The following is a 22759-nucleotide window of genomic DNA, read 5'->3' on the forward strand; positions in this document are numbered from 1 at the left end:
CCCACCCACGTCTGGTGGTGCGGGGCGACGCGCAGCTGCTCGCGGAGGCGGCCTCACCGCACTCCGACGCAGGGCGGGCACTGAAGGTGCTGAGCCCGGCCGCACGCAGGCCCCGGGGACGCTGTGGACCGAACTGCCACGCCCGGCGACCACCGGCATCCAGCCGACCGGACACACCCGTCCCGGCTCCGCACGGGCCTCGACCGTCTGGCGGTCCCTCGACTCCCTCGCCGAAGCAGGGGTCACCCGTGTCTTCGCGGAGAAGTATTACGGAGTGCTACATGTTCGTCCGCCGTAGCTGTGCGGGCACACGCCCGCATACGCATGAGAGGTCGACCGCATGACGCACCAGAGCATCAAAGGTCACCTTGGTTCACCCCGGAGAGCGAGTGTTCGGCGAAGTCGATGCGGCCCTGGTCGTGCCCTGGGGTGGTGTCGGTGGTGAGGACGGTGCCGTTCCGGGTGAGAGTGATCCGGCCGGAGGTGATCTCGTGGCCGTCATGGTGCAGGCCGTGGTAGCGGGAGGTGGTGCGGTGGAATTGCAGGGTGCCCGACATCACGTAGCCCAGTCCGTCGAGGAACTCCCGGACCTCGGGCCGGATGCCGGGGTGGTCGGAGAGGAAGGTATCGCGTTCGGCGATGAAGGTCTTCTCGGTCGCGGTCATCCGGGCGCAGATCGTGTCCACGGCCTGCTGGAGGCTGTGGTGGTGCCGTATGCACAGGACCGCGATGAGGTTCGCGGTGTCACGGGAGCGCAGGTACTCCTTGCGGAAGGAGTAGAGGTCGTTGAGGAGAATCAGGTAGTCGACCTGGAGCTCCTGGAGGCGGGTCAGCTCGGGATACGTGGCGATCTCGTGGGTCAGGTCGATTCCGAGGCCGAACTCCAGGTGCCGGTTGAGGGTCATGACGGCTACGGTTCGTCGGCGCACCGCCATGAAGGGCTCGAAGTCCAGGGTCGTGCCCTCGGCGCTCAACTCGGGCTCGGTAGGCCAGAGGCGCACGCATGCCGCGGTGTCCTGGATGAAGCGGGTGAGCAGAGGTGCTGGGAGAGCCGGGGCGATCCGGTACCAGACGTCGGCCAACAACCGTGCGCCGCAGACCCGGTCGATCAGATCAGGGGGCGGTCCGTCGGGATCGTAGGGGGTGCCGGGGGATTCGAGGATCTCGATGACCCGCTCCATGGCGGCGCGGCGGACGTCGGGGCCGATGCGGTAGAAGCGGCCGTCCTTGCCGACGGACACACTGTCGTCGAGGAAGGTCCACCAGACGTCGAATTGGCACAGGGCGAGGATCCGGTCGGAGCGGATCGTGGGCGCCATCAGGCAGGCGAACGTGTCGCCGCCGCCTTCTTCCAGCCACTGGTCCAGGGAGGGGGTCTCTGAGCCGTTGCGGTATTCGGGGATCCATTCGTGGACTTCGGGGAACTGACGGATCCAGCCGCGGGTCTCGCGTTTCATGTCCTCGAAGCGGGGGTGCAGCTTCCAGGGCAGGATCCTTTCGTAGTCGGGCAGTACGTAGCTGGTCTCGCCGGTTCCGTAGACGGAGAGCTCGGTCATCGAGGCCGTTCCCTGGGCGGTTGGCGGTCCGGGAGGACCGGGGACGGTTGACGGGTTGCCTGCTCGTGAAGGACGGGGAAGGGGCTGGCCGCCCGGTCCTGCGGGGGAGAGAGAGTTGGTCCCGGCGGTGACGGCGTGAGCGAGGGGGGTGTAGGGGCGTCGGGGGCGGGGGGCGCGGCCTGCCTGTTTGCGGCGGGCGGCGATCATGCTCGACTGTGGAGCGGGCGCCGGTGGTGTCCAGGACGGTGCGGATCCGGGCGGCGCCGGCTTCGTCGAGGCCGTGTTGCCGACCAGTGCGCAGGAGCGGTAGTTGGGCGGACATGGCGCTCTGGAGGGCAAGGGCGACGAGCACCGTGTGCTTCCCGTCGCACAGGTCACCCGCTTTCTCCCGCTGCCTGCCTCCCCCGAGTACAAGCCCCTGCGGTCCGACGTGGGAAGGGGTCTTGCCTACTGAATGCGTGAACGTGTTGAACGCTCGCGCCCTTGTGAACGTGCCGCCCGCCATGAGCCAGGGCCGCTGGAACTCGTCCACGACGCGGTTCCCTTCACCTACGTCGGCCGGCTGCCAGGGCAACTCGGCAGCCGGCCGGTTCAGGGCACAGGGTCAGTCCGAGGACGCGGAACGCGGACGACGCGACACGGTCTTGCGCCCCGTCCCCGCCTTGTCCCTCGCAGGCTTCCCCACCTGCGTGGCCCGGACGAGGAGGCCGCCGGGTCCTTCTTCACGATCTCCGGGTTCGAGCCACGGGACAGCACCAGGCCCTCGGCCGTCACACCGAACATCGTCTGCGCCCACTTCTCGCGCTCCGGCGGTACCAGAATTCACCGGTCCTCCGGCAGCGAGTACGCCTTGCGGGAGGTGAGGACCATCTCCGGCTCCGGCACCCCCACGTCATCCAGATGCTGAATCCACCGGAGTTCGTCCGCGATCGGATCGGACTCCGGGTCGGTCGAGAGTGAACTTCCCGTCGGTGAGCACGTCCCCGGCCGCCAGCTCCAGCCGCGATCGGATCGCCTCGACCTGCCGCTCCACATCGTCGTACAGCAGCTCGATCCGCCGGTCCTGGTCTGCGCCGTGTGACGCTTCGAGCAGGATCTGCTCCTGCTCCCCGACGATGAGCTTCTGGCCGTCAAAACTCCTGTACTTCGCCGCGTTGACGTATTGCCCCGAGTCCCGGGTACGCCTCCGCCGCGATCCGCTCCACCTCCAGCGACACTTCCTCGATCGGGTAGCCCGCCTCCACCAGCATCTTCACCGCCGCCCCGTACGCCTTCACCACCTCATCCAGTACAGCCGCCCGGTCCGTCGGCGCATGCGGCGCCCACGCCAACGGCCCCGTGAACGACTCCCCGGCCGCCGTCCACCCTTCCGCCCGACCCGCCGACCCGGCTGAAAGAGCCGCTGCACGAACTTGAACAGCACCCCAGTACTTGTGCTCCCTCGCCAGCCGCATCTACGCGACCAGCCCGTCCAGCGGCACCGGCGCCAACCGCGGCGCGTACCCCGGGGGCACCTCCGAGGCCCCCAGCGTCCCCCGCCCGGCAGCGGTGATCAGCGAGTTCGACGCGATCCGGTCCAGCAGATGGTCCACCCGCCACGGCAGCTCCGCGAGCGGCGCCGACATGCCCAGCACGTCCTTCCGTCCCGTACTCCCCGTGCTGCCAGACCGCGCCAGCCTCCATCCGCAGGCGCTCCGGCCTGCCCGTCACCCGGTCCACCGGTCCACCGGTAGCCTGCCACCCTCAAGGCCGATGCTCGGCTTCCCTGTCGTCGCACCTGTCGCCGAGCTGTCCGAGTCGGTGGCCGCCAGCTCGTCCAGCCCCTGAAGCACCCGGGCGAGCGCCGGAAAGCCCCCCCAGCCGCGATCGTGTTGGTGATGTGGACCACCGGTACGAAGTCGATCCTCAGCTCCAGCCGGTGCAGCTCGGTACCATCCGGCCGCACCCAGGAGACGGCCTGGTGCATCGGGAGCCGGTCCAGGGTCTCCCCCGCGCTTCAGGTCCTCAAGCGCCCACTCCGCGTCCATGAGGAAGCACGTCGTACGCGACGGCTCACCCGGAAACCGGGGATGGTGCCGCGCCCCGCCGTCGCCGTCCTCACCGATCGGCCCCAGCTCGTACGTCACCCTCCGGACCCTGGCCTTCAGACCCGCCCTCCTCGTACTCCGTCAGCTCCCAGGCCAGGTGGGCCCAGCGCGGGAAATCCTGGTCCTCCTCCTCCAGCATCCAGCCCTTCCACAGCGCGCCCTCCACGTCCTCCAACAACTCACCTGACAGCTCCTGCCGCCCCAACCTGGAACCCGCGTAGTCCTCTTCCAGCTCCGCGCGCGCCGCAGGCGACAGGTTGGCGGTGTTCTCCCGCATGTGCCCGCGGGTGAGCACCATCCGGGGCGGGTCACCGCCCTCCGCGCCCGCTTCTCCTGGGCACGACCGCGCTCGTACAGCTTCTTCACGTGGGGCAGCGGGTTCGGGGTCGTGGAGATCACGACCTGCGGTAATCTCCGCCTCCCGGAGGCAGAACCACACCATGTCGTACACCTCCTGGGCGGTATGCCGGGACCAGGCCACGTACTCGTCCATCCACGCCTTGTCGAACGCCCACCCACGCATGTCCCCCAAGGAGGAGTTGTACTTCGCCACCTGGTCGGGCAGGGTCACCGCGAGCAGCCCCGGCTTCGGCGACTCGAAGCAGCGACGCCCGGGCATGACGATGCAGCCCTCCCGCGTTGGGCAGCCCGCCGCAGTCCGGCACCTCGCAGGCCCAGGAGCCGACAGCTCATCGGCCCGCACCAGATCCGCGATCTCCGCCCGGATACGTAAAGCCACGCGCCCTGCTGGCGCGTGGCGCACGCCGTGTCCGCAGGGGCGGATACCGGCCACAGGCAGGGCGATATGCGAAACAGTTCCGTCTGGTTCTGACTGCCAGGAATCGGAGGGGAGTTGTCGTGGTGTCTGTTGGTAGGACATGAGCCGACGCCGCTCCGGGCGGTTACCCTCACGCGCCCCTCAGAGGTGCCGGTAGTAGACGGTGACCGGGAGCGGGATGCACCCGAGCCCCTCGTACAGGGCCCTGGCGGGTGCGTGGAAGGGGTCTCCTCCGGTACTGATCTCGACCACCTCGGCTCCGAGGGTTCGCATCTTGTCGAAGGCGTGCTCGCACAGGGCGGTGCCCACGTGGTGCCGACGGTGTGTGGCCGAGACAGCGAGGATCGTGACACTGCCGTTCCTGCGGGCCGGGTCGACGCTCCACGCCACGTAGCCCGCGATGCCTTCCTCAGCCTCGGCCACCGCAACGTACGCGTGCTACTCGGGTGCATGGAGCCCGGCGACCTGCTCGCGGTAGTCGTCGCGCCAGTTGCCGTGCTGGTTGGCGAAAACAACCTCACCTACCAAGGTGCGGAAGGAATCCTCGTAGAACGGCCGGAACGTCTCGATGGTCAGTTCGGTGAGTGGCGTCAGGTCCTGCTGGACGAACGGGCGAATGACCATGGAAGTGCTCCTTTCGGGCTGAGGTCTTCATACCCAGGCAGAAGGCAGAAGACGAAGGAAGGGCATGCTTCGATCCGCTACCGGCCGATACCCGTTGGCCGGGGCGGTGGCCGGGAGCGGGGTCCCGGTCCGTGCCGGGCCTGGGGTCAGGTGATGCAGTCCGGTACCGGGACGGGTGAGCCCGCGCAGTCGTTCGGCCGGTTGTGGGTGATGAGGGTGCGGGTGCTGTCGACGGTGGCGAGATTGAAGACACCGCCGGCGGTCTCGGATGCCTCGTTGCCGGTGATGGTGCTGCCGGACAGGGTCAGACGGCTGGCGCCGCGGTTGTTAAGCACTCCGGCACCCACTCCGTCGGTGACCCGGTTGGAGTCGATCCGGCTCGACTCCAGGATCACCGTTCCTCCGTTGTTGAAGAGGCCGCCGCCCGCGAAGCCCGCCGAGCCGTCCCGGACGGTGCTGTGGTTCAGCGTGGTGGTCGCGCTCTCCCCGTTGGTGAACAGCCCCCCGCCGGACTCCAGAGCGTGGTTCGAGGCGAGGGTGCTGTAGTTGAGGACGAGGGTGCCGAAGTTGTTGAACACGCCCCCGCCGCTCCCTACCCGGCCGCCACCGCGAACGGTGATCCGGTCGAGCGTGAGACGGCCACCGGCTTCCACTTCCAGGACCCGGAAGCCGGCCGTCCCAGGGGTCTGGCTGCGGGCGATGACGGCATCGGACGGCCCCCGGGAGCCGATCCGGACCTCGCCGGTGACCGCGGTCAGGCCGTTCACCTGCCCGAACGGCCGGGTGACCAGATAGGTGCAGCCGCCTTGGAGGGAGATGTCCCACCGGGTGCCGGGGTCGTCGTTGGCCGCTTCGATGGCCCGGTTCAGCTCCGTGGTCCTGCCCGGCGTGCAGTCGATCCGAACGGTGGTCTCCTGCGCGCGGGCTCCGGTGGGGAGCAGAGCCAGGAACAGGGCGATTGCGGTCACGGCGGCCGGCCGCCCAAGGTCCAGAGTGCGTTCCATAATCCTCATCATCGGCGGCGCTCCGGTCCTCGCATCGCCGGCCGCATGTCGGTCCACCCACAGTCGCGGAGAAAGCACCCGTCCAGTCCAGCCCTCCCGGCCCGGCCCCCGCAGGTGGGTTCAGACGAGTTCCAGTAGCCGGGACGGGCGAAGGACGGTGGCGTCGGGGCGAGTCGATGAGGCATCGGGCAGCAGGGGAAGTGCGCCCGCGTTCACGAGTGTGCCGCTGTCTGTCGGCGGGCGTGCAGGAAGACGGCGGCGATGGCCGCGACGAGGGCCACGCCCAGTGCGGTGAGGGCGGTGGTGGTGTGGGTGTCGGGGGGGGGAGGGGCTGGCCGCAGTGGGCCTGGACTGCACCATGAGGTAGACCACGCCATGCTCGCCAGAGCGGCTACGGTGACCAGGGCCGTGACGGCCGAGACCGCGGCCAGAGGCCGGTCGACCGCCCATGCCTTCGTCAGCAAAGCCTGCGGTACGGACACCGCCTGGACACCTCTCCCTCCCTGGCAGCCGGAACTCCCACCTCAGGATCGACAGGAGCACGGCACCGCCGTACGACCGGCGGTGCAGTCACCCGGCCGGTCCGCCGGCCTCCACCACCCGGCCCACCCACTTGCCGACCGCTCGTTGGGGACTGTGCGATCCGTAGATCCCCGCAGCGCATTGCGCCCACGTTGTGCAGCCGCTGCCGCACATCGGCCTCGTTCCGGTCCCGCAGGAGGGTTTCATCGGTAGCGGGTCAGGGTGCGGATGCCGTAGAGGGCGCCGGCGATTGTCTGGATGATGCCTTTGCGGATGACGGGGTGGGATTCCTCGATGCGCTTCAGTGAGAGGTGCATGAGGTCTTCTTCGGTCCGCCGGCGGGCTTCGATCCCGGGTGATGGGTCTCGGTGGGGATCCCAGTCCGGGCCCTGGACGATGAGGGCGGCATTGGCGACCCGCTTTCCGTCGGAGGTGCGGCGTGACTTCCACGTAAGGATCAGGTCGAGGCAGAGTGCGAAGTGCTTGACGCTGTGTTCCAGGGCGTTCTGGACCGGGGCGCTGTAGAACTGGTCGCTGTCGAAGTGCGGGTCCTGGCCGAGCAGGCCCAGGAGCACGGCGAGGTCGGCGCCGATGTCGAACCTGCGGATGTCCAGGTACTCCTCAATGGCGGGTGTGTGGCCCGCTGCCTCGATGTCGATGATCTGCTGCACGCCGTGGACGTACTTCGCGACCTCCTCCGCGAACACGCTCCGCTGCCAGGAGCGGACCATCCGGTCGCAGGCGTCCACGAAGGGGAGGAACCGTTCGTCGGTGGAGCCGTTGCCCCGGATCACTCCGAGCAGTTCCGCCAGGAGGTAGCGGGCTTTCGCGGGGTCGGTGTGACTGTCCGCCAGGTCGTCGATGATCGCCCAGTACACCATGAACTCCGAGATCGCCGTCGCGTAGCTCGTCGGTGCATCGGGTGTCATCGCGGCCCACAGCGCGCCGGCCTCGGCGGTGTAGCCCCGTTCGTAGGGGTCGTGCACGGGGCTGGTCGTCGGTTCGGATGTCGCGAAGCGTGACAGTGATGCCGACACCGGGAAGCGGGACAGCCACGCTTCGGTGTCCTCGGTGATCTGTTCGTGGTCGGGGTGGGGGGTGACCGGCCATGGCCAGCCGATGACGGTGCCCGTCGGGCCGTCGAACTGGATGGGGTATGTCGGGGTGTTCAAGGATCACCTCATGTGTCGTGCGGGACATCCGGGATCTGACGCTGACGACTTCGGACAACCGGCTGGGCCCTCGCGCCCGGGCGGTGCGGTGCCGTCCGCGGCACACCAGCCGACGGCGCACAGGACCGGGCGCAGCCGCTTTGCCGCCGCTGTTCACGCAGGACCGCAGGGCGATCGCGGCCATGCGCGGACCGGCCGGACGTCGGCGTCGGCGTCGGCGTCGGCGTCGGCGTCGGCGGCCTGTGCCCTGGCGGTGAGGAAGTCGTCCAGAATCCTTTCGACGCTGCTGCGGAATCCGTCGAGATCCAGTGCGGAGGCGGGAGGGATCGTACGGGCGCGGCCACGGTCCTTCTCGACGGGGGTGGTTGCCGGTGTGGTCACGACCGATCCTCCACCGGTGCCGTTTCCGGCTGGGTGGGGTAGAACTGTTCGGCCCAGCGGCGGAACGGGCCGATGGGGCCGTCGCCCTGCGCGAGGCGCGGCGGGGAGACGAGCCGATGGTGGTTCCAGATGCCGGCGTCCTGGCTGAGGGCCATGAAGAACAACGGCATGGCGGCCAGGGACACGAGGTGTGCGGCGGCACGGCGTACGGGCGAGTCGTGATTCCCGATCGTGGTGGTGATGGCCGTCCTGAGGGTCATACGGGCGCCGGCGGTGGGCACGGCGCAGATCCAGATGAGGACGGAGACGCGGAGCGCCGGCAGGTCTACTTCGGTGCGGAACAGGCCGAGTCCGTAGTGGGTCACGTGCATGGGCAGGGGCGGCAGACGTCCGATGACGGAACTGCGCAGGAGCAGGCGCACGTCGTGGACCGGGCCGAGCATCTTGTCCTCCACCTGTTCCACATGGATTCTGTGGACGTGGGGGCCGTGGCCGTAGTCGAAGGCGTTCTCCATGACGTCCTGGGGGTATCCGCCGACCGACATCGCGCGCAGTACCGGCCGGTGGGTGCCGTGCGGGGAAGGGGCGGCACCTCCCAGTCGGGCGGTTCGCCGTCCGGGTGGTACCACACCATGATCAGTCCGGCCTGCTCCCGTACGGGCATCATCGCGACGGACAGCTTGGGGACCTGCCGGTCGTAAGGCGTGCCGGTGCAGGTCCCGTCGGTGTCGAAGGTGAAGTGGTGGAAGGGGCACGCCATTCCTTCCCCCGGACCTTCCCGCCGCCCAGATGCGCTCCCAGGTGGGGGCAGATCGACAGATCTCCCCTGGGTCGATGGTGACGCGGCTCCCGGGTTCGGCTCCGGCTTCTCCAAGACCGCCGCACGCCGGCCGGGCGATCGGGGCCCTCCGAGGTACTACCGACAGGGGACTCCACCGCCGCGCTCAGGACCTGGCGCAGTAGCCGATCACACCGGCCAGGCCAGGCCAGGCCACGCCACTCCCCTGGCCTTCGGACAGCCGCCCCGCACACCAACCGGCTTCACAACTGCCCGTCTGCAGTCAGTACAAGCCCACGGGGCCAGGTCCGGAAGGGGGAAACCCCACCGAATGCGTGCACGCGTTGAACGCTCGGGTGATGGTGAGCCCCTGGCCCGCGAAGAAGGCTCTGAAGACCACCGAAATGGCAGACACCGGCCCCAAGTCGCGGTGGTGTTCTGGAAGGAACCGCCGAGGGCTGTCCCCAACGAGCGGTAGTACCGAGAGACATGGGCGAGCCGCTCGGCGACCCAGTGAGCCGGTCACTGGCCCACTGGCTACCGTGTCGTCCCTGACGGCTGCCCGTTGCGGCAGGTCGGTACGTTGTGGCACGGACCCGACGTCCGGTCGCTGCCAACCGCGTTAGGCGTCCGATGTGCCACGGCTGCCCATGGCAGCCTGCAAGAAGCTGGGTGAACGCGCCCTGGGGTGTAGTGCCGTCCCGGTGTGAGATGCCGGGACGGCACGGTGTCCCGCTCGGCGGAGGTGCTCTGAAAGGGCGTGCGTTCAGGCGTCGGGGGTCACCAGGCGACGAAGATCAGGCCGTCACCGCCCGTGGCGCCGTTGGATCCGGCCGGACCGGGGTGGCCCTTCTGGGGCGAGAGTTCCATGCCGTTTCCACCCTCCCCACCCAGGCCGGCCTGCTGCCAGTCAAGCCCCCTGCCGCCGTCGCCCCCCTTTCCGCCGGCGCCTGTCCCGGACGGGGGCGTGAAGGACGTGCCGTCGGGGAGCGAGACACTCTGGGTGTGAGCCGTTCCACCCGTTCCGCCCGTTCCGCTCCAACCGCCCGGCATCGCGCCTCCCTCGCGTGTCGCCCGCTCCACACCGTGGCCGTCCGCACCATCGCCCCCGGTTCCTCCGGACCCCCCGGCCTCACACATCACGGACCCCCACCGCATCTCCCCACGGCCTCCGCCTGCCCCGGCCCGGCTCGCGCCCCGCCCCTTCTCTCCTCCTGAGCTGCCGCCGTCATTACCGCCTCCGCCACCCATACCGGGGCCTCCGACGCTGCCGGCCTTCCCGCTCGTCACGTAGTTGTCGAGCAGACCGCGACGACCGGAGTACATCAGGACGGAGCTGCCCGTGCCGTCCTGTCCCGGCTCGCCGACGCAGCCGTCTCCCCCCGGGCTTCCGTTGATACCGAGGCTGTTCTTTCCAGGCTCACCGCCATTACCGCCTCCGCCGCCCTTCCCACCGGCGCCTCCGGTGCCCGGATTCAGCCAGAGGCCGTCACCTGGGCGCGGGCTCCACTCGATGTGGGCGAAGCCTCCGGCGCCGCCTCCCGCGCCGCCGCCACCGGATCCGCCGCCGGCACCACCCACACCGCGCTGACCGGCGGAGACCGTGTCCCCGAACGAGAACGCGGATCCTTCACCCCCGCCACCACCACCTCCGCCGCCTCCGCCGGCGCCGCCAGCTCCCCCACTCCAGACGTAGATGTGCACCTTCGTCACACCCTCGGGTACCTCCCACTGCTGCCCCGGGGTCTCCTCCTGCTCCCTCTCTGCCTCCCAGTCCCGGTCACCGGGGTCGGTGGGAGCCTCCTCGACCTTGCGGATGGGCTTGAACACGGCATGCCCGTGAGGGGCTTCCTTCTGCTCGTCCACCCTCACGGGCGCCGGGGCCCCCGAGGAGACGGGCTGTGCGTCGCCAGGGGAATCGTCATCCCAGTCCTCGTCCGGGTCGTAGGGATGAGCGGCATGAGACGGGGTGGACGCCGCGGTGGCACCGCCCTCGTCGTCGCCCCAGTCCTCATCAGGGTCGTAGGGGCGGTTCCCGCTGGACGGAGCCGGGGATTCTCGGTCGTCGTCGGGGTCGTCAGGGTCGTCGGGGGTGGTTCCTGCTTCTTCGTCGGGGTCGTCAGGGGTGGTCGCTGCTTCTTCGTCGGGGTCGTCAGGGGTGGTCTCTGCTTCTTCGTCAGGGGGAAGGCGGTCGTCGTCAGGACCGGAGCCGCCGTCGTCAGCGCCGGCGGGGGCGTCACTGTTCTCCTCGAAGACCTGCTCGTCGTCGGGGTTCTGGCCGTCATCGGGGTCCAGGTCGTCCTCGGGGTCCTCGTAGTCGTCCGGGTCCTGGTCGCCGTCGGGGTCCTGGTAGTCATCCGGATCCTGGTCGCCATCGGGGTCCTGGACGTCGCCGAGGGCCTGGTCCTGGACGTTGTCCGGCTCCTGGTCATGGTCCAGCTCCTCGTCGTCGGGGAGTTGGTCACCGTCGAGTTCCAGGTCGTCGTCTTCCGGGGCCTGGTCGTCGTCCCGGGCCCGGTCGTCGTCCGGCTCCCGCTCACGGTCGGGCTCTTGGTCATCGTCCGAGGCGTAGTCGTTGTCGGACTCGGCGTCGCCGCCCCAGTCCTGGCCGCCGGAGTCAGGGGCGCTGTCGAAGCCGGTGCTCTCATCGTCCGGCGACGGCCGGGGGTCCGGAGCCCAGACACCGTCGGGCCCTTGGGCCTCGTAACCGTTCCCGTCCCGGCGACGCCTTCTCCTGGGGCGGTTCCCCTCGGGACCCGGTACGTCGTACCACTGGGTGATGTCGTCGTACGGGTCGTGGTTGTCCTGCTCCTGCCCCGGACCGTCGTCCGCCTGTCCCCGACCGTCGTCCGCCTGTCCCCCACCGTCGTCCTCCTGCCCCCAACCGTCGTCCTCCTGCCCCGGACTGTCGCCCTGGCCGTAGTCCTCGTCCTCGTCCTCGTCCTCGTTCATGGGAGGTCTCTCCTTGTGGATCGGCGAAGTCCCGAAATCAGGTCGGCCGCTGCGCGCGCCGGGCATGCGATGTCGTGGAGCCGACGCCGCAACCCACCGCGCACCCGCTCACGGGAGGGTGCCGGTCGGAGGGCCAACCGACCCAAGGAATATGAGCGATTCACTCGCAAAGGGGATTTTGGTAGCCACGCGGTAACTTACTGTGAATACTTTGCGTGCCCGGCGGCTCGGCCTGGGCTCCCCCCTCGAAAGGACGCAGGCGATGCGATCGTCCGGTACCCCGCGCGCCGTACTGGCCCTCACGGCGGCCCTGATCGCGGCGGCCCTGCCCGCCGGTTCGGCCATGGCCGCCCCTGCACCGGCACTGCCGACCGCCGCCACGCGAACGGCGCCGCTGATTCTGCCGCAGCAGAACGTGCCCCAGCTCGATGCCCCCGGCGAGCCGAAGGCCGTCACGTTCCCACCGGACAACCGCGCCCGCCGCGGCCCGGGAGCATTCACTGTCACCGCGCCGCCGTACACCCGTATCACCCAGGTCGACAGCCCGTGCCTCTCCCGGAACCGCTGCTCACTGGTCATCGCGGCCGACGGCGCCACCGCCACCGTACGGATGCGCCCCGGGCGCTGGACGTTCAGCAGCCCGGTCCAGGTCCACCTCCAGGCCGAGTCCGACGCTCCCCTCCAACGCGCCGAGTACTCCGGCACCTTCAACGTCGACGGTGAGGAGCAGCCGTTGAAGGCCGTCATCACAGAGGGCGTCCAGGGAGGTCTGGGGCTGAAGTCCAAGGACGCGCCGAACGGGAGCGGCGCGACCGTCGCCGCCACGACTCCCGGGGGCGCCGCGGACAACGCCGGTATCCGCGAGGGAGACGTCATCACCTCGCTGAACAACACCCCGGTGCGCAACGCGAGCGAACTGCGTGACGCCCGGCTCGGCAAGCTCCGCTCCGGCGCGACCGTCCCGGTCACCTACCGCCAGCCCAACGGCACGACCCGTACCGTCGAGACCACTCTCGACTGACGCCGCTTCCCCCCGCACCGGCAGGAGCCGCATGCACCTCGCCCTCACGACCCGATGTCCCCGTCACGCGCGAGTGGCGTGGCCGATGCAACCGGTTCGGGATGGCCGAGGGGGTCTGTCGACAAGCCGCGTGGAGCGCAGGTCATGTTCCGCGATGCTGGGCAGCATGCAGCCATGAACGCGAAATGGCAGCGCACAGGGGCGGCCCTGACCCTTGTCGTCACGCTGTCGTCCCTGGTCACCGGCATCGCGCGCCCCCCTTCCATGACCACTGTCGCGGCCGTGGGCCGGTCCCCGGCACTCACGTCCCCCGACCTGGGGGCGGAGGACCCGGCGGTGGACCCGGAGGTGGACCCGGCGGCAGACCCGGCGGTGGTCGCCGCCCTGGAGCGCGCCGCCCACCCGCTGCGCACGGTCGAACCCGGAGGCGACACCCGCGACCTGCGCGCCCTCGACCAAGCGGTGGGCGACGCGCGGGTCGTCGGCATCGGCGAGGCGACCCACGGTTCACACGACTTCTTCGCGTTGCGGGACCGTGCCTTCCGGCATCTGGTCGAGCGGCGGGGTTTCCGCACCTTCGCGCTGGAGGCTTCCTGGAGCACCGGGATGCGGCTCAACGACTATGTGCTGCACGGGAAGGGTGATCCGCGGCGCATCATGGGCGAGGAGTTCCAGCGGGACTACCTGTGGTGGAACAACACGGACTACCGGCGTCTCATCGACTGGATGCGTTCGTACAATCTCCGTCACCCCGACGACCCGGTGCGCTTCATGGGCGACGACATCGCCTGGTCGGGTCCCGAGCTGTACGACGCGGTCACCGGCCATGTGACCGGCGCGCATCCCGAACTGGCGGACCGTCTGGCCGGGTTGTACCGCGGCCTGCGGCCCGCCGTGCCCACCGGCGCGTACATCGAGCAGTATCTGGCGAAGCCGCACGCCGAGCGGCTGGAGATGGCCGAGCGCACCGGCGAGGCGCTACGGCTGCTGCGCGAGGGGCTTGCGGGCCGCCAGGACAGCGCCTCCCGGTCGGCCGTGCAGAACGCCACGGTGATCGATCAGACGGCCCGGCAGTACGCCTTCGACTTCGACGACCCGGAACGGATTCCCGCGAGTATGCGCTACCGCGACGAGGCGATGGCGGCCAATGTCGACTGGTGGCAGCGGCACACCGGCGACAGGATCCTGCTGGCGGCCCACGACGACCATGTGGCCTATACGTCCACGGACCCGGTCCACTATCCGAAGGTGCAAGGAGCGTTCCTCCGGGATCGGCTGGGCTCCGGCTATGTGAGCGTGGGCGTCACCTTCGGCCAGGGCTCGTTCAACGCCACCCACAACTCCACCGACGTCACCGGCCCGCAGGAGGACCGGATCTATCGCTGGACACTGGGCCCGGCTGCTCCCGGCAGCAACGAGTACACCCTGGACCGGGTGGGCCACCGCGACTATCTGGTGGACCTGCGAGAGGTGGGCGGCCCCTCCCGTGACTGGTTGGCGCGGGCCAGGCCGATCCGCCTCGTCGGCACCGCATACCCGGACGGCCCGGCCGAGTCAGCTCTCCTGCCGGCCCATGACGTCCTGATCCACTTGCACCGGGTCACGGCGGCCCGTCTACCGGAGCAGGAAGTGACACCCGCCCCGCGCTGAGCCGGACGGGACAGCCGGGGTTCGACCCGTGCATCTCCCGGAACGGCAGCACCATCGGCCGGCACACTCCGGGCGGCGGTCTGCCGATCGGAGTCATCGCCGCCGCGGCGTCAGCCGGAACTCCGGTGCAGAACTCTGGGCCTTCCCAGGGGCCCACCTGCTCTGGCAGTCAGCCGGGGAGCGGCATGCAGAGCACTGCTCCCGAGGACAGTTCGGCTGCACATGGGCAGACGTACGTGGTGGTCATCCCTGGTGGGGAGTCGCAGTACACGGGGATCTGCGACGGTCGTCCCACCCGTGTGTCCGAAACGGTCACCTACACCGCTGCCGAGAGCGAGTGCGTCCGGGCTAGCCTTCGGTGGGCCGACCGGGGCTGCGCGTGCTCGTCGAAGGGGGCGGCGCGGGCTCACCGTTCACGGGCGTACGCCCAATGAGCGGCCCGCCTGGGTACGGCCGGGGCACTGGGTGGCGACGCCGCGGGGCGATGTCCTTCTAGGAGTGCCGTTCCCATGGGTGTGCGGGTGTGCAGGACGGATTGCCCTCGGCGCTCGGAGCCGACCAGGCCGACGTCCCGCAGGGTGGCCGCGTGCCGGCTGGCGCTCGGGACCGACAGCCCGAGGGCCAGCGCGAGCTGGGATGTGGTCATGGCGCGGTCCAGCGCGTCGAGGGTCGCCGCGCGGGCCGGGCCGATCAGCCGTGCCAGAGCCGCTCGGGCGTCGCACGGCTGGGTGGTGGCGTCGATGTGTGGCGGGGACAGCCAGCCGACCGTGTGGGGAAGTGGGTAGGCCAGAGTCAGTGGCCGGTTGTGGTCCGCCAGAGCCGTGGGGTGGTTCAGGCAGAAGAAGGACGGCAGCAGCGTCATGGCGCGTCCCTCGGTGCGGAACTCCTCGTCCACGGAAGAGACCACGTTCAGGACCCCTTCGTGCCAGTTCATCAAGGGTGAGGAGTAGCTCGGGAGCAACTCCTCGGCACCGTGGCTGAGCACGATGTCCGCGCGGTGGGCACGTTCGCTCCTGAACGCGCTCTGGAGTTGTCCGGTGTAGGGAGCGACGGCGATCCGGTGGTATCGGCGGAGCAGCTCGCCGAGGCGCTTGAGCGTGGTGATGTCCCCTTCCGCCATGCTGCGCGTCCAGGGCGGCAGAGCGCCGTGGTAGTGGGCCATCAGCGTCAGCTCGCGTCTGAGTTCGGAGCGTGGTGTGGCCATCACCAGGTCCAGGCCGGACTCCACGTCCGCGAGGCCGACTCCGGGAACGAGGAAGTCCGGCCAGTAGTCCGCGGGCGGATACAGACGGGCGAGTTCGGTGATCGCCTGGGTCAGTCCCTCACGGGCGAGAGCACGGCGGACTGTCCGGCGCCAGGGATCGAACAGCAGGACGGCTTCACGGGTCTGGAGCAGTTGCAGGCTGAAGGAGATCTCCCATATGGGGTGTGGCCGGGCCGCCAGGCGTACGCGCAGAAGGTCTTCGGTCGTGAGGTGGAAGCGCAGCATCCCCGTGCTCCTTGCTCCTTGCTCCTTGCTCCTTGCTCCTTGCTCCTTGCTCCTTGCTCCATGATCTCGATGGCGCGCACGGCCCACGATCCGGCCCGTCGACGGCCCGGCCGGGAGCCGTTCGTACGGACTCTGATCACCGGCAGGCAAGCCCCCCTGCCGCCGGGCAGTCCCACCTTCTCGGCGCCACTGTGCAGTCAGCCCAGCCAGCAGATCACGCGGAGAGGCCAAGGGAGCCCGCTCCCGGCCGGAGTGCTGTGGTGAATCAGGGGAGCACGGTAGTGACACACGCTTTCAGCCAACGGGCCGGCGTCGGCGCGTGGTTGTGGAGTGCTCAGAGGCGGGTCCAGAGTCCGCAGACGGTGTCGGCGCCGGCCTTGCCGGTGCAGACCTGGTAGCTGAGCGCGGGCGCGGAAGCGGCCATGTTCTGTTCGCCGCAGCCGGCGGTCACGCCGTTCGCGTCACTGACGGTGCGGGTGGCGACGCCGCCGGTGCTGTTCCGGTAGGTGTAGTGGGTGCGTACGCCCCAGTTGTCGCCGAAGGTGTCACAGGCATACACCCGCAGACCGTCGGCGTCGGCTCCGCCGAAGCCGCGCTCGTGGCCCTCGGCATGGACAGGGTACTCACTCGCCGAAGCGATGGCCGTGGTGAGCAGGAGGGCAATGGTCGCCGTGACGGCGGTCAGCAGGACCCGAGAGGTGTTTCGCAAGGTTCCTCTTCCTTCAGAGTCGAGTGTTCGTGCCCCGACGGCTTGGTCGCCGTCCTGGGTGACTGCGTTGCCGCCGTCCCCAACGACCAGACAGAACGCGGGATGGCCGCACGAGCCGGCGAACCAGACAGCCTGACCGCGGGCGCAGCAGACAGCGAGGCTCCCATCGGTCCGGAACAAGGTTCCGAGGCCACGGCCCACGGTGTTCGTGGATCAGCGCGCGCGGGCGAGCCATCGGGGTTGCCTGTATCGCGCCGCGCCGCGCTGCCTCGATACTGGCGATGCGGCAGGAGTGCGGGAAGCTTTTGCAACTGGCTGCAAAGGTCTGATGACGCTCTCGGCCCCTCTGCCGGATCGTGCTCGCGGTAGTCCGCTGTGTGCAGATGGCCGTACGCCGGGATACGGTCCCGCTCCTCCGTCTCCTCCAGGAAACCGGGAGCATTCGGCGGCTCCCTCGCCGCCCGGCCTCTGGCCGGGCCACCGTCACCGCCCAGGCATCGCCCAGGCCGATTCGGGTCAGGGAAGGACGCGGGCATGGGCGACGAAGTCAGGTGGGCTTATCTCGGTGGTGTCCACGGCGGCGGCTCGGTGTACCGCGGCCTCACAGGCACCCGTACTGCCTGACGCGCGGGTCGTGGTGGAGTTCTCTGGGGAGGGCGAAGGTGAGGGACTCCTCGGCGGTCGTGACGGTTTCGACGTGCTGGTATCCGTGTTCGGCGAGCAGAGCGAGCACGCCGTCGACCAGGGTGTCGGGCGCGGAGGCGCCGGAGGTCAGGCCGACGGTGGAGACATCCGCCAGCCAGGCCGGGTCGATGTCGGCGGCGCTGTCCACGAGGTGGGCGGCGGGGGCGCCTTCGTCAAGGGCGACCTCGACCATGCGGGCGGAATTGGAGGAGTTCGCGGAACCGACGACCAGGATGAGTTCGGCCTGTTGGGCGAGGGCGCGGACCGCTGTCTGGCGGTTCTGCGTGGCGTAGCAGATGTCGTCGCTGGGCGGTGAGAGCAGGTGGGGGAAGCGGGCTTTGAGGGCGTCGACGGTTCTCATCGTCTCGTCCACGGACAGTGTGGTCTGGGAGAGCCATACGACCTTGGACTCGTCCCGTACGTGGATGGTGGCGACGTCGTCGGGGCCGTCGACGACGGTGATGTGGTCGGGGGCCTCGCCGGTGGTGCCGATGACCTCCTCGTGGCCCTCATGGCCGATGAGGAGGATGTCGTACTCCTCGCTCGCGAAGCGGACGGCCTCCTTGTGGACCTTGGTGACCAGGGGGCAGGTCGCGTCGATGGTGGTGAGGTTCCGTTCCGCGGCCTCCGCGTGGACGGCCGGTGCGACTCCGTGCGCGGAGAAGACGACGAGGGCGCCCTCGGGTACTTGGTCCGTCCGTTCGACGAAGACCGCGCCCTTGTTCTCCAGGGCCCGGACGACATGGGCGTTGTGGACGATCTCGTGGCGTACGTAGACGGGGGCGCCGTACCGCTCCAGTGCCCGCTCCACCGTGTCGACCGCCCGTTGCACACCCGCGCACCAGCCGCGAGGGGCGGCGAGCAGGACGCGTTTGCGCCGGCCCGGGGTGTTCATGCGGACCTGCGGACGGCGCTGTCGGCGAACTCCCGCAGCAGATGGGCGGACGCGGGTTCCAGTGGAGCGGCCCCCAGGTGCCGCAGGGCCTGTTCGTACCGCTCGGTGATCATGGCCTCGACCCGCTGGACGGCGCCGGTCGCGGTGATGATGCCGCGGGCGGTGTCGGCCTGCTCCTCGGTCAGGTCGCGGCGGCCGAGCAGGGTGTGGAGTTGCTCTGCCTGGGGTGGGGAGGCATGGCGCAGCGCGAGGGCGACCAGGACGGTGGCCTTGCCCTCCCGCAGGTCGTCCAGTGCGGGTTTCCCGGTGCGCGCGGGATCGCCGTAGACGCCCAGGAGGTCGTCGCGGAGCTGGAAGGCTTCGCCCAGGGGGAGGGCGTAGGCGGTCAGGGCGGTCAGGGTGGAGGGGCCCGCGCCGGCGAGGGCGGCGCCGATGTGCAGGGGGCGTTCGACGGTGTACTTGGCGGTCTTGTAGCGGCAGATCGCCAGCGCCCGGCCGACAGGGTCGCTCTGGGCGGAATCGCCGCCGTTGAGGGTGGACTGTGTGGTGGCGGGTGTGGTGGCGGTCGCGGTGGCGATGACGTCGAGGTACTGGCCGTACATGACCTCGGTGCGCATGGCGTCGAACAGGGGCAGTACGTCGGTGAGTTGGCGGTCAGTCAGGCCCGCGGTGTGCAGGAGTTCGTCGGACCAGGCCAGGGCGAGGTCGCCGACGAGGATCGCGGCGCTGGTGCCGAGCCGGTCGGCGGCGGAGAGAGCACGGCCGTGGTGGTGGTACGCGGCGAGGGCGCGGTGGACCGTGGGGAGGCCGCGACGGGTGTGGGACTGGTCGATGACGTCGTCGTGGACCAGGCAGAAGGCGTGGAACATCTCCAGTGATGCGGCGGCCTGGACGAGCGGGCGCGGGTGGTGTCCCTGTCCGCCCGCGGTGTGCCAGCCGGTCAGGCAGAGCAGGGGCCGGATCCGTTTCCCGCCGGAGGTCAGGAAGTCCCGCAGGACCCTGGTCACTTCCGCGGGCATGCGCTGGCCCGCCGCGGTGCGGGCCTTGAGGGTGAGGAAGCTGTCGAGTGTTCCGTCGATCTCGGCGCGGACCTGGTCGCGGTCGAAGGACAGCGGTTCGGTCGGGGCAGTGGTGCCTGCGGTCATGAGGGTTCCCCTGCTGGTGCGGGTAGGTCCTGGGGGGTGGATAGGTCTTGGGGTGTGGGTAGATCCTGGGGGGTGGATAGGTTCTGGGGTGCGAGTAGGTCCTGGGGTGTGGGTGGGGCTTGGGGTGTGGGTGGGGCTTGGGGTGTGGGTGGGGCTTGGGGTGTGGGTGGGTCGCCGAGGCGGAGGGCTTCGTCGAGGAGTGCCTCGACGATCCGGTGCTCGGGGACGGTGCGGATGGTCTGGCCCCGGCGGAAGATCCGGCCCTTGCCGTTGCCGCAGGAGACGCCGAGGTCGGCTTCGCGTGCCTCGCCGGGGCCGTTGACGACGCAGCCCATCACCGCGATCCGCAGGGGGTGCGGGAAGCCGTCGAAGGCCGCCTCCACGCGGGCGGCCAGCGCGTGGATGTCGACCTGGAGTCGGCCGCAGCCGGGGCACGAGACGATCTCCAGCTTCCTGGGGCGCAGGCCGAGGGAGGACAGGATGTGGCAGCCCGCCTTGACCTGTTCGACAGGCGGCGCGGACAGGGAGACCCGGATGGTGTCCCCGATGCCCTCGCCCAGCAGGATCCCGAAGGCGACCGCGGACTTGATGGCGCCCTGGAAGGCGGGTCCGGCCTCGGTGACGCCGAGGTGGAGGGGATAGTCGCAGGCGTCGGCGAGGAGCCGGTTCGCGGCGATCATCGTGCCCGGGTCGTGGTGCTTGACGGCGATCTTCAGGTCCTGGAAGCCGTGTTCCTCGAAAAGGGAGCACTCCCACAGCGCGGACTCCACCAGTGCGTGCGGGGTCGCCTGGCCGTGCTTGGCCAGGAGCCGCGGGTCGAGGGAACCTGCGTTGACCCCGATCCGGATGGGCACCCCCGCCGCGGCGGCGGCCTTGGCGATCTCGCCCACCCGGTCGTCGAAGGCGCGGATGTTGCCGGGGTTCACCCGTACCGCGGCACAGCCCGCGTCGATGGCCGCGAACACGTACCGGGGCTGGAAGTGGATGTCGGCGATCACCGGCAGTTTCGACCGCCGCACGATCGCCGGAAGGGCGTCGGCGTCGTCCTGTGACGGTACGGCGACCCGCACCATGTCGCAGCCCGCGGCGGTGACCTCGGCGATCTGCTGGAGGGTGGCGTCGACGTCCGCGGTGAGGGTGGTCGTCATGGTCTGTACGGAGACCGGTGCGCCGCCGCCCACGGGCACGGTGCCCACACGCAGCGGGCGGGTACGGCGGCGTGCCGCAGCCGCCGGTACCGCGGGCAGCCCCAGGTCAGATATCGCCATCACGGCCTCCGGAAGACATCACTGCGTTCGTCGCTGGACTCGCCGATGCGTGCGTCGCTTGATGTGTCGCCGCCGTCACCGCGTCCTTCGCGCCGGCCATGGCCGCGTGTACGGCTGCGGCGATGCCCGGTCCGTCCAGTCCGGACCGGGCGAGCAGCGCGCCGCGCGGGCCCTGCGGGACGAAGGCGGTGGGCAGGCCGAGGGTGAGTACGGGGGTGGTGACGGCCGTGTCCCGGCACGCCTGGGCCAGGGCGGTGCCCATGCCACCGGTACGCAGCCCGTCCTCGGCGGTCACGACCAGGCGGTGGCGGGCCGCGAGGGCGGGCAGGCTCGCGGGCACGGGCAGGATCCAGCGGGGGTCGGCGACCGTGACGCCCAGTCCGTGATCCTCCAGGAGGGCGACGGCGTCCAGGGCCGCCGTGGCCAGCGGACCTGCCGGGACGATCAGGACATCGAGCGGGCCGGATCGGGTGCGGTGCAGGATGTCGATGCCGTCCATCCGCGCCTGTTCGGGAATCGCCGGGCCCGCGGTGGCTTTGGGCAGCCGTAGAACCGTAGGCCCGTCCTGGCAGGCCACGGCCTCGCGCAACTGCTCACCCAGCTGATGCGCGTCGCGCGGTGCGGCGATCCGCAGCCCCGGCACGGCGGACAGCACGCTCAGATCCCACATGCCGTGATGACTCGGCCCGTCCGGCCCGGTGATCCCGGCCCGGTCCAGGACGAACGTCACCGGCAGCCGGTGCAGCGCCACATCCATCAGGACCTGGTCGAACGCCCGGTTCAGGAAGGTCGCGTAGATGGCCACGACAGGGTGGAAGCCGCCCATCGCCAGACCGGCCGCCGAGGTGACGGCGTGCTGTTCGGCGATCCCGACGTCGAAGACCCGCTCCGGGAACTTCTCCCGCATGGGATGCAGGCCGGTCGGCCGCAGCATCGAGGCGGTGACGGCGACGACGTCGTCGCGGTCGGCGGCCAGCGTCGCGAGTTCGGCGCCGAACGCACTCGTCCACGAACGTCCGGACGTCACGGGTGACCCGGCTGGTGAGGTGGGCGCGGCAGGACGGCCGGTGGCCGGGTCCACCGCACCGACCGCGTGCAGCCGGTCCGCCTCGTCCGCTTCCGCCAGGCCGTACCCCTTGCCCTTGACCGTCACGGCGTGGACCACCGCCGGACGGCCCAACGCCCGCGCCCGGCGCAACGCTTCCTCGACCGCACCGACATCGTGGCCGTCGACCGGGCCGAGATAGTCGAACCCCAGCTCGGTGAAGAAGTTCCGGCGGGGCGGTGTCGCGCCGGCCCGCCGCAGCTCACTCAGGTGGGCGGCGAGGGCTCCCGTGGTGGGTGCGTAGGAGCGGCCGTTGTCGTTGACGACGACGATCACCGGCCGCTCGGGGGCGGCACCGAGGTTGTTGAGCCCCTCCCAGGCCATACCGCCGGTCAGAGCGCCGTCCCCGATGACGGCGACCACTGCCCGGTCGGAGTCGGACGTGAGCCGGCGGGCTTTGGCCAGCCCGTCCGCGTAGGCGAGAGCGGTGGAGGAGTGGGAGTTCTCCACCAGATCGTGCGGCGACTCCGACCGGGACGGGTACCCGGACAGGCCCTCCGCTGCGCGCAACGACCCGAAACGACCGGCTCGGCCCGTGAGGAGCTTGTGCACATACGCCTGATGCCCGATGTCGAACACGAGCGTGTCCCGGGGCGAGTCGAACACCCGGTGCAGCGCCAGGGTCAGTTCCACCGCCCCGAGGTTCGGGCCCAGATGCCCGCCCACCGCGCACACACGCTCGACGAGGAAGGCACGGATGTCCTCGGCCAGGGACACCAGATCCCCGGCCGGTAGACGACGTAATGTCTGAAGATTCGGTAGCTGACTCAACGCCTGAGGATTCGGCAGCTGACGTGACGCCTGAGGATTCGGCAGCTTCGGACGGGAGTAGGAATCGGATAGGTCAGGAAGATCGGGCGCCATGGCACCACCTCGCTGTTCTTCGCCCGGCCGGGCCACACCGCGGCCGGGCAGTCCGCACCCCAGGAATCCGCACAG

19 protein-coding genes are annotated in these 22759 nt (G+C 70.0%); 2 read left to right on the forward strand and 17 right to left on the reverse strand.

Annotated elements, in window-relative coordinates:
• Positions 1-356 precede the first annotated feature (356 nt).
• The 11 genes from ACIQNG_RS26095 to ACIQNG_RS26145 form a co-directional block, all read right to left on the reverse strand.
• Entirely contained in the window at positions 357-1556 is a 1200-nt protein-coding gene (locus tag ACIQNG_RS26095; RefSeq protein ID WP_401488279.1) for a terpene synthase family protein, read from the reverse strand.
• Positions 1557-2686: 1130 nt separating this feature from the next.
• Positions 2687-3010 carry a hypothetical protein gene (locus ACIQNG_RS26100; RefSeq protein ID WP_401488281.1) on the reverse strand — a complete coding sequence of 108 codons (324 nt, stop codon included), beginning with the start codon at positions 3008-3010 and terminating at the stop codon, positions 2687-2689.
• The gene (locus ACIQNG_RS26105; RefSeq protein WP_401488283.1) at positions 3011-3181 is read right to left on the reverse strand and encodes a hypothetical protein; all 171 of its coding nucleotides are present in this window, start codon (positions 3179-3181) and stop codon (positions 3011-3013) included.
• A 472-nt stretch (positions 3182-3653) separates the two neighbouring features.
• Complete coding sequence (locus ACIQNG_RS26110) at positions 3654-4262, reverse strand: hypothetical protein (RefSeq protein WP_401488285.1); 609 nt, start codon at positions 4260-4262, stop codon at positions 3654-3656.
• Between the two features lie 300 nt (positions 4263-4562).
• Positions 4563-4844, reverse strand: a complete 282-nt coding sequence (locus tag ACIQNG_RS26115; protein WP_401488286.1) for a GNAT family N-acetyltransferase — start codon at positions 4842-4844, stop codon at positions 4563-4565.
• 15 nt (positions 4845-4859) lie between these two features.
• The gene (locus ACIQNG_RS26120) at positions 4860-5045 is read right to left on the reverse strand and encodes a hypothetical protein (RefSeq protein WP_401488288.1); all 186 of its coding nucleotides are present in this window, start codon (positions 5043-5045) and stop codon (positions 4860-4862) included.
• A gap of 146 nt (positions 5046-5191) precedes the next feature.
• The gene (locus ACIQNG_RS26125) at positions 5192-6049 is read right to left on the reverse strand and encodes a hypothetical protein (protein ID WP_401488290.1); all 858 of its coding nucleotides are present in this window, start codon (positions 6047-6049) and stop codon (positions 5192-5194) included.
• A gap of 725 nt (positions 6050-6774) precedes the next feature.
• The gene (locus ACIQNG_RS26130; RefSeq protein ID WP_401488292.1) at positions 6775-7743 is read right to left on the reverse strand and encodes a terpene synthase family protein; all 969 of its coding nucleotides are present in this window, start codon (positions 7741-7743) and stop codon (positions 6775-6777) included.
• Between the two features lie 153 nt (positions 7744-7896).
• Entirely contained in the window at positions 7897-8124 is a 228-nt protein-coding gene (locus tag ACIQNG_RS26135) for a hypothetical protein (protein WP_401488294.1), read from the reverse strand.
• On the reverse strand, positions 8121-8669 hold the full coding sequence (locus ACIQNG_RS26140; protein ID WP_401488296.1) for a hypothetical protein: 549 nt from the start codon (positions 8667-8669) through the stop codon (positions 8121-8123). Before ACIQNG_RS26140 ends, ACIQNG_RS26135 begins: the two co-directional genes overlap by 4 nt.
• Positions 8670-9682: 1013 nt before the next feature.
• Positions 9683-11854 (reverse strand): hypothetical protein, encoded by a 2172-nt coding sequence (locus tag ACIQNG_RS26145; protein ID WP_401488298.1) that lies wholly within the window; start codon positions 11852-11854, stop codon positions 9683-9685.
• Between the two features lie 262 nt (positions 11855-12116).
• Between ACIQNG_RS26145 and ACIQNG_RS26150 the strand changes: the two genes are divergently transcribed.
• The gene (locus ACIQNG_RS26150) at positions 12117-12875 is read left to right on the forward strand and encodes a PDZ domain-containing protein (RefSeq protein WP_401440657.1); all 759 of its coding nucleotides are present in this window, start codon (positions 12117-12119) and stop codon (positions 12873-12875) included.
• 174 nt (positions 12876-13049) lie between these two features.
• Positions 13050-14525: an erythromycin esterase family protein gene (locus tag ACIQNG_RS26155; protein ID WP_401488300.1), complete on the forward strand. Its 1476-nt coding sequence runs from the start codon at positions 13050-13052 to the stop codon at positions 14523-14525.
• Between the two features lie 406 nt (positions 14526-14931).
• Here ACIQNG_RS26155 and ACIQNG_RS26160 read toward each other — a convergent pair whose 3' ends face one another.
• The 6 genes from ACIQNG_RS26160 to ACIQNG_RS26185 form a co-directional block, all read right to left on the reverse strand.
• Complete coding sequence (locus ACIQNG_RS26160) at positions 14932-16014, reverse strand: ArsR/SmtB family transcription factor (RefSeq protein WP_401488302.1); 1083 nt, start codon at positions 16012-16014, stop codon at positions 14932-14934.
• 334 nt (positions 16015-16348) lie between these two features.
• Positions 16349-16723, reverse strand: a complete 375-nt coding sequence (locus ACIQNG_RS26165) for a hypothetical protein (protein ID WP_401488304.1) — start codon at positions 16721-16723, stop codon at positions 16349-16351.
• 601 nt (positions 16724-17324) lie between these two features.
• Positions 17325-18302: a 4-hydroxy-3-methylbut-2-enyl diphosphate reductase gene (locus tag ACIQNG_RS26170; RefSeq protein ID WP_401488306.1), complete on the reverse strand. Its 978-nt coding sequence runs from the start codon at positions 18300-18302 to the stop codon at positions 17325-17327.
• A complete protein-coding gene (locus tag ACIQNG_RS26175) occupies positions 18299-19447 on the reverse strand; it encodes a polyprenyl synthetase family protein (RefSeq protein ID WP_401488307.1) in 1149 nt (382 codons plus the stop codon). Before ACIQNG_RS26175 ends, ACIQNG_RS26170 begins: the two co-directional genes overlap by 4 nt.
• Positions 19444-20715 (reverse strand): flavodoxin-dependent (E)-4-hydroxy-3-methylbut-2-enyl-diphosphate synthase, encoded by a 1272-nt coding sequence (gene ispG, locus ACIQNG_RS26180; RefSeq protein ID WP_401488309.1) that lies wholly within the window; start codon positions 20713-20715, stop codon positions 19444-19446. Before ispG ends, ACIQNG_RS26175 begins: the two co-directional genes overlap by 4 nt.
• Entirely contained in the window at positions 20702-22591 is a 1890-nt protein-coding gene (locus tag ACIQNG_RS26185; protein WP_401488544.1) for a 1-deoxy-D-xylulose-5-phosphate synthase, read from the reverse strand. The genes ispG and ACIQNG_RS26185 overlap by 14 nt, the downstream gene beginning before the upstream one ends.
• Positions 22592-22759 lie beyond the last annotated feature (168 nt).

Source organism: Streptomyces sp. NPDC091377 (assembly GCF_044757045.1).
Classification (GTDB): domain Bacteria; phylum Actinomycetota; class Actinomycetes; order Streptomycetales; family Streptomycetaceae; genus Streptomyces.

Excerpts from the sequence above, each read along its gene's own strand:
- ACIQNG_RS26095 (WP_401488279.1), bottom strand. The coding sequence starts at position 1,556 with ATGACCGAGCTCTCCGTCTACGGAACCGGCGAGACCAGCTACGTACTG.
- ACIQNG_RS26100 (WP_401488281.1), bottom strand. The coding sequence starts at position 3,010 with ATGCGGCTGGCGAGGGAGCACAAGTACTGGGGTGCTGTTCAAGTTCGT.
- ACIQNG_RS26105 (WP_401488283.1), bottom strand. The coding sequence starts at position 3,181 with ATGTCGGCGCCGCTCGCGGAGCTGCCGTGGCGGGTGGACCATCTGCTG.
- ACIQNG_RS26110 (WP_401488285.1), bottom strand. The coding sequence starts at position 4,262 with ATGCCCGGGCGTCGCTGCTTCGAGTCGCCGAAGCCGGGGCTGCTCGCG.
- ACIQNG_RS26120 (WP_401488288.1), bottom strand. The coding sequence starts at position 5,045 with ATGGTCATTCGCCCGTTCGTCCAGCAGGACCTGACGCCACTCACCGAA.
- ACIQNG_RS26125 (WP_401488290.1), bottom strand. The coding sequence starts at position 6,049 with ATGGAACGCACTCTGGACCTTGGGCGGCCGGCCGCCGTGACCGCAATC.
- ACIQNG_RS26140 (WP_401488296.1), bottom strand. The coding sequence starts at position 8,669 with ATGTCGGTCGGCGGATACCCCCAGGACGTCATGGAGAACGCCTTCGAC.
- ACIQNG_RS26145 (WP_401488298.1), bottom strand. The coding sequence starts at position 11,854 with ATGAACGAGGACGAGGACGAGGACGAGGACTACGGCCAGGGCGACAGT.
- ACIQNG_RS26150 (WP_401440657.1), top strand. The coding sequence starts at position 12,117 with ATGCGATCGTCCGGTACCCCGCGCGCCGTACTGGCCCTCACGGCGGCC.
- ACIQNG_RS26155 (WP_401488300.1), top strand. The coding sequence starts at position 13,050 with ATGAACGCGAAATGGCAGCGCACAGGGGCGGCCCTGACCCTTGTCGTC.
- ACIQNG_RS26160 (WP_401488302.1), bottom strand. The coding sequence starts at position 16,014 with ATGCTGCGCTTCCACCTCACGACCGAAGACCTTCTGCGCGTACGCCTG.
- ACIQNG_RS26170 (WP_401488306.1), bottom strand. The coding sequence starts at position 18,302 with ATGAACACCCCGGGCCGGCGCAAACGCGTCCTGCTCGCCGCCCCTCGC.
- ACIQNG_RS26175 (WP_401488307.1), bottom strand. The coding sequence starts at position 19,447 with ATGACCGCAGGCACCACTGCCCCGACCGAACCGCTGTCCTTCGACCGC.
- ispG (WP_401488309.1), bottom strand. The coding sequence starts at position 20,715 with ATGGCGATATCTGACCTGGGGCTGCCCGCGGTACCGGCGGCTGCGGCA.